The following is a 9,686-nucleotide window of genomic DNA, read 5'->3' as shown; positions in this document are numbered from 1 at the left end:
ACTTGTGCCATTTATCGCACATCTCCGGCCGTTCCGACTCGGTTTCCCTAGACTTGTGCCATTATCGCACATCTCCGGCCTAGCTATCCCGCTCCCACCTCCGAACCCAGGCAGCTGTCTTCGAGGCCACAAAAGAGTCCCGCCCAAACGCAACAAATCGCGTTCTGACGGGACTCTTCGAGCTACTCTACTCCTCGTATACGATGCTAAGCGACTGCGCAGCGCGGCGCGCGTGCTCGCGCGCCTGGGCGACGTCGTCGGCGCGGCTGAGCGCCACCGCCATCCGGCGGCCGACACGGGTCTGCGGCTTGCCGAACAGACGCACCTGCGTATCCGGCAAGGCCAGCGCCTCGCCGACGCCCTCGATGCGGAAGCGTTCGCTCTCGCGGTCCGACTTCAGCGTGTAGGATGCGCCCGGTCCGAGCAGCCGGATCGCCGGGATCGGCAGGCCGAGGATCGCGCGGGCATGCAGGGCGAACTCCGACAGGTCCTGCGTCACCATCGTCACCATGCCGGTATCGTGCGGTCTCGGCGACACCTCGCTGAACAGCACGCCGTCCTTGGTCAGGAACAGCTCGACGCCGTAGATGCCCCAACCGCCCAGCGCCTCGGTAATCTTGCTGGCGATCGCCTCGGCCTGGCGGCGGTCCTCTGCCGATACGTCATGCGGCTGCCACGACTCGATATAATCGCCGTCCTGCTGGACATGGCCGATCGGCGCGCAGAACGCGGTGCCCGACACAGAGCGCACGGTCAGCAACGTAATCTCCGAGTCGAAATGGATAAAGCCCTCGACGATGACGCGCTGACGCTTGGCGCGCCCGCCATCCATCGCCAGCTGCCAGCAGCCCTCGATCTCCGCCTCGCTGCGGCAGACGCTCTGCCCTTTGCCCGAGGAACTCATAATCGGCTTGATGACGCACGGCGTCCCGAGCTCGGCCACAGCGGCGCGCAGCTCGTCCAGACTGTCGGCGAATCGGTACGGCGCAGTCGGCAGTCCGAGCGTCTCGGCGGCGAGACGGCGGATACCCTCGCGGTCCATCGTCAGCTGAGCCGCGCGGGCGGTCGGCACGACCCGCTGGCCCGCCTGCTCCAGCTCGACCAGCACCGAGGTGGCGATCGCTTCGATCTCCGGCACGATCAGATCCGGCTGCTCCTGCGCGATCACCTCGCGCAGCGCCTGCTCGTCGAGCATGTCGATGACATGGGCGCGATGCGCGACCTGCATCGCTGGCGCGTTCGCATAGCGGTCGACGGCGATCGTCTCGATCCCGAGGCGCTGCGCCTCGAGCACGACCTCCTTGCCGAGCTCGCCCGAGCCGAGCAGCATGATTTTGGTAGCTTGCGGGGTAAGTGGCGATCCGTAACTCAAAACAAAAAACCTCCTGGAAGCAGCGGCGTGCCGTCAGGATATCAGCATCATCACCGCACGTACGCGAATGGGCGATCCTGATATCCCTTGCTTGCCGCTGGCAGGCCAGCAACTGAGTGCTGGCACGACCAACGGCGCGCCGCTGGTTTTTCTTCCATTGTGGAGGTTTGTCTGTGAATAAGTCAAGAAAAAACGAATTCGTCGTCCGTTTGACGATGCGGAAGAGCAGATCGGACCATCAAAACCGCAAAATCGTGGGTCTAATCTCCCTTCCTTTCATCCCACACGCGTCCAGTTATACGACGCTCTTTCCTATCATCCCGGGATACGCCCTGCGGTCCGACGCTCTCCGCAACCAATCAGGCCGACAGGAAGCGGTACTGCGCGTCGATCAATCCGCGGTAGATGCCGCCGCGCGCCATCAGCTCGTCGTGGTTGCCCTGCTCCATGATGACGCCGTGGTCGAGGACGACGATGTTGTCGGCATGCCGGATCGTCGAGAGCCGATGCGCGATAATAAACGACGTGCGTCCGAACAGCAGCGTCTTCAGCGCCTCTTGAATCTTAAGCTCCGTCTCCGTATCGATGCTCGCCGTCGCCTCGTCGAGGATCAGCACGCGCGGATCGGCGAGCAGCGCCCGGGCAAAGGAGAGCAGCTGACGTTGCCCCATCGAGAGAATGTTGCCCCGCTCCTGCACCTCGGTATCGTAGCCGTCCGGCAGGTCCATGATGAAGTCATGCGCGCCGACCGCCTGCGCGGCCAGTACGACCTCATGATCAGTCGCATCCAGTCGTCCGTAGCGGATGTTGTCGCGAATCGAGCCGGAGAAGATGAACGTATCCTGCAACACGATGCCGACCTGCGAGCGCAGCGAGGCGATCGTCACGTCTCGGATATCCTGTCCGTCGATCAGCACCCGGCCCTCGACCGGATCATAGAAGCGGCAGAGCAGGTTGATAATTGTACTTTTGCCTGAGCCGGTATGGCCGACGAGCGCGATCGACTGGCCCGCCTTGACATCCAGGCTGATGTTTTTCAAGGCTGGGCGTCCTTTTTCGTATTCAAAGACGATATTCTCGAAGCTCACATCGCCGCGAATCTCGGTCAGCTCCTTGGCCGACTCCAGCTCGCCGACATTGGGCTTCTCGTCCATAAACTCGAAGATCCGCTCCGACGATGCCATCGCGATCAACAGCTGCGAGTACATCTGGCCGAGCCGGTTGATCGGGTCCCAGAAGTTGCCGATGTACTGGGCGAAGGCGACCAGCAGACCAATCGTCAGCACCTCCGTCTGGATCAGATGAGAGCCATACCAGAACAGGATAAGCATACCGACCGCAGAAGTGATCTCGATGACCGGTCCGAACATCTGGTTCATCGCCGATGCCTTGTTCCAGGCCTTCAGATTCGTATGGTTCATGTTCTCGAAGAAGCCGATATTGTCCTTCTCCTGCACATAAGCCTGCGTCACCTTGATGCCCTGGATGCTCTCATTCAGATGCGCATTGATGCGGGACTGCTTGGTCCGTACATCCTGCCAGGCCAGCCGGATGCGGCGGCGCAGCGCGCTCGACACCAGGAACATGAGCGGCACCGTGATCATGACCGCGAGGCCGAGCTGGAAGTTCAGCAGCAGCAGGATGACGACGATACCGACCAGTTGGACACAGTCCATCATCAGGTTGACGACGCCGTTGGTGAACAGATCCTGCATCGCATTGATGTCGTTAGTGATCCGCACCAGCACCGAGCCGGCCGGCCGCTTGTCGAAGAAGCGGAACGACAGCTTCTGGATATGGCTGAACAGATCCTTGCGCAGATCGTAGATGATCTGCTGGCCGATGATGTTCGTGAAGCGGATGCGGAACGTGTTAGCCGCCCATTGAATAAGATATAATCCCAGCATCCAGCTCGCGTACGTATACAGCTTGGTATAACTGCCGGCGCCGTCATCCGGGAAAATCGCCTGGTCGATCGCCAGCGCGATGATCGCCGGGATGGCGAGCCGCGTCGCCGTGCCGATGACCATCATCAGCACGACGATCGGGATCAACTGCTTGCGGTAGGGCTTCATATAGTGGACCAACCGGCCCATCTGAGTCCAGTTAAACGGCTTCTCGATCAGCTCGTCGTCCTGATAGACGAAACGCGATCGTTTGTCGCTTGTTTTGGTCGCTTGCTCGCTCAACTTGACACCCTTCTTTCTGCGGCTGCCATATCGGACGGCCGGTCGGCGTATTGAATATTGTAAGTATCCCGGTAGTGGCCTTCGGCAGCGATCAGCTCCTCATGCGTGCCGCGTTGCACCACATGGCCCTCGTCGAGGACGATGATCTCGTCGGCATGGCGCAGCGAGGAGATCCGATGCGCGATGATAAATGTCGTGCGGCCTTGCATAACCTCGCGGAAGCCGGCCTGTATCTCGTGCTCCGTCTCCATATCGACAGCGCTCGTCGAGTCGTCCAGCACGAGCACGCGCGGGTTTTTGATGAGCGCGCGGGCGATCGCGATCCGTTGCTTCTGGCCGCCCGAGAGGCCGAGGCCGCGCTCGCCGACGATCGTGTCGTAGCCGAGCGGCAGCTCCATGATGAACTCGTGAGCTTTCGCCAGCTCGCAGGCCCGGATGATCGCCTCGTCGGTCACGCCGCCGACGCCGTAGGCGATATTGTCGCGGATCGAGGCCGAGAACAGGAACGTCTCCTGGAATACTGGCGCGATCTGGCGACGTAGACTTTGCACGTCCAGCTTGTTAATATCGATGCCGTCGAACGTGATCCGCCCTTGCTTGATGTTGTAGGCGCGCATCAACAGCTGGATGACCGTCGATTTGCCGGAGCCGGTGCCGCCGAGGAAGCCGATCACCTTGCCCGGAGGCGCATCGAGCGACAGATCGGTGAGCGCCGGTTTTTTGTCGGCGTAGTTGAACGTCACCTGCTCGAAGCGGACATGCCCTTGCGTCTTGCTGTCGTCGAGGGCGATGGCCCCGACAGGGTTTTTGACATGCACATACTGATTGAGCAGCTCCAGCACCCGCTCGCCCGATGCCTTCGACTGCGTGTAGTTATTGATATGGAACCCGAGCTGCCACATCGGCTGGATGATGAACCAGATGAGGCTGAAAAATGCGACCAGCTCGCCGATCGACAGCTCGCCGCCGATGACCAGTCGTCCGCCGACCACGAGCAGCATGACGACGCAAAGGCTGGCGAACAGTTCCATGACCGGGAAGTAATTGCCCCAGATCTTCGCGGCGCGCACCTGATTGTTGCGGTATTCGTCGCTGCGCACCGAGAACTTGTCAACCTCATGCGGCTCGCGGGCGAACGATTTAACCGTGCGCACGCCGGTAATATTCTCCTGCACCGCCGTCGTCAGATGGCTCATCGCCAGCCGCATCTCCTGGAATGCCGGGTGAATCTTGCGCTCGAACTTTATCGCCACCCAGGCGAGGAACGGGATCGTCACGAACGTCATGAGCGTCAGCTGCCAGTTGATCGACATCATCATCGCTCCGCCGAAGATCACCATCAGGAACATGTTCAGAATTTGGGCGAAGCCGAAGCCGACGAAGTTCCGGATCGCTTCAAGATCCGCTGTGAGCCGGGACATCAGGTCGCCTGTTTTGGCCGTGTCATAGTAAGGGAAAGATAATTCCTGCAGCTTGCGATAGCTGCCGTTGCGGAGCCGATAGGCGACTTTGTTGCCGAGGCGTCCGCCAAAAAATCCATGTACAAACTGCAAGCACGCCTTGAGCGTGATAACGCCTACAACCGCCAGCGACAAAGCCGGCACAAGCTCGTAGCGCTCCAATCCGATGACATCGTCAAGCAAAACCCTCAGCAGGTTAGGATACACCAGACCCAGGGCCGTCGCGAGCATCAGGGCGATGATCGAGACGATTAACAGCTTTCGTTCGGGCCAGTAGAAATCCTTCAGTTGCCTGAACACATTCACGTTTTTCTCTCCCTTTTGACCTTTTTTATAAGCATGAATGAATATTACCAGCATCCCCCTCAGACGGCAAACGCGACTGCGCATCATATTTCAGACTATGTCATCGTTTGTTCACATATGGAAACAGAACAGGGGGGTATTCTCCCGAATGGTCCTTATTCATCGCGTAACCCGCAGATTGCTCCGCTTTTGCAAAATCGAGCACATGTTCGGGTGCACAAAAAAACTCCAATGCGTGGAGCAGCATTGGAGGTCTTTCATTTCAGTTCTTTTAGTTCGCTATCATATCCGTCAGCATCTCGATCTGGTGTTCGACAGCGATGGGGTCGTCAAAAAAAAGATCATAGTACGGCACCACATGGACGCGGCCGTTTTTGACGGCATCCAGACTGTTCCAAATCTGACTTTGCTCGAGCTCCGCCAACGTTTCCTTGGCCGTCCCTTCCGGATCATACGCCGTCAGAATAATATGGGTGCCTGCAACTTCAGGGAGCGCTTCGAAGGAGATCGTATGGTTCCAGGCGTTATCCTTCTCAAACATCTCCTTTACCTTTTGCGGCGGCTCCAATTCCAGCAAGTTGTAAATCACGTCTCCGCCCATGTTTCGGTAGCCGCTTACCTTCAATTCCTTATTGAAAACGTTCAGTATCGAAACGGTTGTCCCGGGGGCAACCTCTTTTGCCAGACGTTGCTTCGATTGCGCCAGTTTTTTTTCAAACGAAACGATCCATTCCTCCGCAGCCTCCTGTTTGTTCACAAGCTCGCCCAACACCCGCATTCTGTCGATCACGCCGTTATTGAGCTTTAACAGTACCGAAGGCGCAATTTGGGCAAATTGCTCGTAGCTCTCGTCCCATGTGGAAATGATCAGATCCGGCTGCAGTTCCACGACCTGCTCTACTGCTTCGCCCAGCCCTTCCGTACCTTCCGATTCGACGTAGCGGTATTCGCTCAGCAGATATTCCGGATAACCGATAGGCCGCAGGCCAAGCGTCAGCAGCTCCCCGTAGTACCAATCTGCGACAATACGCTTTGGATATGCGGGAACGAGCGTATTCCCTCCCGAATGCTCAAACTCTCGCATCCCTTCCGTCGAGACCGTTGAAGTCGGCTGCTCGATCGCGTTCGCTTGCGAGTTGTTGCCTGCCGGAGTCGACGCAGCGCATGCCGACAGCATGAGCGTCAGACACAATGCGCCTGTAAAAAGCAACGTTCCTTTTTTCGTCCTGCCCACTGCATAGTCCCCTTTTCCCGAGATGAGATTTAATTCAGCTCTTCCTCTTTCAGCATAAGGGAAGCCCGCTTCCGAGCCTATGGCAGAATCGATCAATCGAGTTGAACTTGTTTTCCTAAAGTCGCCCGGCGTAACGCCAAAGCAGCTTTTAAACATCTTGATTAGATTGAATTCGTCTGAAAAGCCACAGCTGATGGCGATCTCCCTTAGCGTCGCTTCGGAGTCCAGCAGTCTGGCTCGCGCGGCCTCTACTCTCGTGCGAATCAGATATTTTTGCGGACTGATTCCTTCCTGTTTTTTGAACAGCCGGGTCAAATGTCCGGAGCTGACGTAGAACGCCTCCGCTAACTGTTGAAGAGACAGCGTCTGCTGGTAGTGCTCATCGATATGCCGCTTCACGAGCGATACGAGATCCGGCTGGAGCACTTGCACGCCGCCCTCGGCCAGCTCCTCGTAAATCTCGTATACGAGACTCCAAAACGCAGCTTTGCCATAAAAGCGGTCCAGTGGCGTACAGCCGCTCCAGCGTTTGTGCATTTTGCCGAGCTGTTCCAGGAAGTATAGCGGAGAGCGCGGCGCAAAGCCGTATTGCTCCTGGAAGGGATTCACGACATGGAGCAGCCGTTTTAATTCCGTTTTATAGAAGGGCGGGTCCTCCGCCTTGTAAAAGACGCTGTAGATCTTTGTTTTATCGCCAACGGGCGTTATCGATAGCCTGCTGCCCTTGCCCCCGTGGAAGACGCCAAATCGCTCGACGCTGTACAGCCGGTCGTCCAAGCTCACTTCGGCCGCGCCGCCGTAGGCATATAGAAGCATGCTGCTTGGCATTCGATAATCGACCATCGACGCTTTGTCTATCGTCTGGTGCCGCAGATCGAGCAGCGTGATCGACGACTGCGCCCACACCTCGATCGCTCTGGAGAGCAAGGCTTTCTCCGGCTCCGATACCAGACGCTTTTCATTTTTCATTCCACTCGCCCCCATCTTGCATAGACCAATCCTAATCCTTACTGGCGATTATAATGATATTGATTCTCATTGTCAAAGAATAAACCTCCAACGGATAGCAAAAAACCGGGCCCGGGAAACAATCTCCCGATACCCGGCGCTTGGCCGATCCATCCTGAATGGAACCCATGAGCATCCATCTGGCAATCAAGATCCGGCATTGTCGGCTGCCAGACCCTCTCTGGCAACCGACAACGCATGCTGCCTGACTAAGCGCTCTGCTGCCGGCTCTCGGCGACGATCGCCTCGAGCTGCGCCAGCAGACGCTCCAGCTCGGCCGGATCGGCGACATGAGTCAACGACGAGAGCGTGCTGTCGCCATAGCTCTGCACCTCGACGCGCAGACGCTCCTCAGTCCTCTCTGCGAGCTGTCGCCATGCCGCCTCGTAATGCTGCAGCCAGGATGCCGCTGTCGCGGCAGCGTACTGCTGGAGCGGCGCAGCCAGCAGTTGAGCCAGCTCGTCGCGGAGCTGCGTCTTGCCGTCGCCCTCGAAGAAGTGACGCGCCGACTTGAAGCGGGACCAGAGCAGCTTGCGCTCGACCGCATCGCTCTCCCATGGCGCAGGGAGCTCGGGCTGGGCCAGCTCCGGAGCTTCAAAGGCAGCGGCTGCGAAGCCGTCCAGCCGCTCCGAGAGCTGCGCTGCAGCGGACAGATAACGCTCCCCGACCTGCCGCTTCAGGAGGCCCTCCATCCGCAGCGTCGTCGCCAGCAGCTCCTCGGACAGCTCGCTCTGCAAGAGCCGCTGCAGCTCCAGCCACGACGTCCACAGCATCTTGCGCAGATCGCGGCCGTCCTCCTGCAGCGAGGACGGGTTGAAGGCGAGATTGTAATGCTCGCCGAACCGGAACTGGATGCGCTGCAGCACATAGTGCAACAGCTCCTGCAGCTCCTGGCGGATCGGCTCGAAGGAGAGCTTGTCGCGGAAGGCGGCGACCTCGGTCAATGCCTCCTGCACCTGCACGGCGAGCTGCTCGCGCTGCGCCTGGCGGCTCTGCTCGTCGCTGCGCGCCGACTGCAGCCAGCTGCGGATCGTCTTGGCGCTGCGTGCGACCTCCTCCGTCGCCGAATCAACGGCTAACTGGCCGAGCTCGGAGGCGGTGAATCGCAGGAATGCCTCCTCGAACGCCTGGATGCCCGAAGCGGCCATCGCCGCTTCATCGCCGCGCTGCTTGGCGTCCAGCGCCGCCAGCGAAGCGAGCGGATGCAGACGCGGGAACCGGATGCCATGCTGCAGCAGATTGCGCTCGACGTGGCTGACGACCCCCGCGAGCTCTGCCTCGTCCGCCGCCAGGTCGGCAGCGTTAACAATGAAGAACATTTTGTCGAGCTCGAACTGGTCCTTGACGCGGCCAAGCTGCAGCAGGAACTGCCGGTCGGCCTGCGAGAACGCATGATTGTAATACGTGACGAACAGGATCGCATCGGCGTTTTTGATATAGTTGAAGGCGACGCCCGTATGACGAGCATTGACCGAGTCCGCGCCCGGCGTATCGACGAGCACGATCCCCTGCGCGGTCAGCGGACAATCGTAGAACAGCTCGATCTCGCGCACGAAGCACGAGCGCGACTCCTCGGCGACATAACGGCGATAACCGTCCGTATCGACGATCAGCTCGTTGCCCAGTTGTCCCTCCAGCTCGCCCCAGCCGTTCGCCGCAGCCTTGAGGAAGCTGTAGTGCGGACGACCGCCCGGATGGAGCGACTCCGGCGTCAGCCGCTCGACCCGCTCCATGAGCTGGGCTGCCGACAGACCGTCGATCTCTTCCCCGAGCAGTCGCAGCGAGTATTGCAGATCCTCCAGCATCGCCTCCGACGACTTCATGACGATGCGAGCCGTACCATGCGGATGCTCCGCCGACGGCGGGACGATCCGATTGATCGCCGCAGTCGTCGGATTGGGCGAGACCGGCAGCACCGATTCGCCGATCAGCGCATTGGCAAACGACGACTTGCCGGCGCTGAACGCCCCGAACAACGCGATCGTGAACCGGTTTCGCTGCAGTCGCTCCGCCTTGCCGCGCATCGCTGCGGCAGCCGCAGCGAGCGCTGCCGTCGGATCGAGCAGCTCGGCAGCGGGCCGCAGCCGCTCGGCGGCCAGGCGCTGCGGCCCCAGCAC

The 9,686-nt window shown here is 59.5% G+C and carries 5 protein-coding genes; all 5 read right to left on the bottom strand.

What is annotated here, in order from left to right; genetic code table 11:
• Positions 1-187: 187 nt before the first annotated feature.
• Positions 188-1,372, bottom strand: coding sequence for a formate-dependent phosphoribosylglycinamide formyltransferase (gene purT / locus PA598K_RS05450; RefSeq protein ID WP_128655948.1), 1,185 nt, complete (start codon positions 1,370-1,372; stop codon positions 188-190).
• Positions 1,373-1,731: 359 nt separating this feature from the next.
• A complete protein-coding gene (locus PA598K_RS05445) occupies positions 1,732-3,561 on the bottom strand; it encodes an ABC transporter ATP-binding protein (RefSeq protein WP_128655947.1) in 1,830 nt (609 codons plus the stop codon).
• On the bottom strand, positions 3,558-5,327 hold the full coding sequence (locus PA598K_RS05440; protein ID WP_128655946.1) for an ABC transporter ATP-binding protein: 1,770 nt from the start codon (positions 5,325-5,327) through the stop codon (positions 3,558-3,560). The genes PA598K_RS05445 and PA598K_RS05440 overlap by 4 nt, the downstream gene beginning before the upstream one ends.
• A gap of 271 nt (positions 5,328-5,598) precedes the next feature.
• Positions 5,599-7,530, bottom strand: a complete 1,932-nt coding sequence (locus tag PA598K_RS05435) for an AraC family transcriptional regulator (protein ID WP_185601589.1) — start codon at positions 7,528-7,530, stop codon at positions 5,599-5,601.
• A 248-nt stretch (positions 7,531-7,778) separates the two neighbouring features.
• Positions 7,779-9,686: dynamin family protein (locus PA598K_RS37745; protein WP_260405274.1), on the bottom strand; the 1,908-nt coding region annotated here is incomplete at its 5' end.

Source organism: Paenibacillus sp. 598K, from assembly GCF_003851045.1.
GTDB lineage: Bacteria > Bacillota > Bacilli > Paenibacillales > Paenibacillaceae > Paenibacillus_D.
This window is presented reverse-complemented; position numbering and strand designations above follow the sequence as displayed.

What these genes read in the sequence shown, in the direction of transcription:
- PA598K_RS05435 (WP_185601589.1), bottom strand. Translation starts at nt 7,530, where the DNA reads ATGAAAAATGAAAAGCGTCTGGTATCGGAGCCGGAGAAAGCCTTGCTC.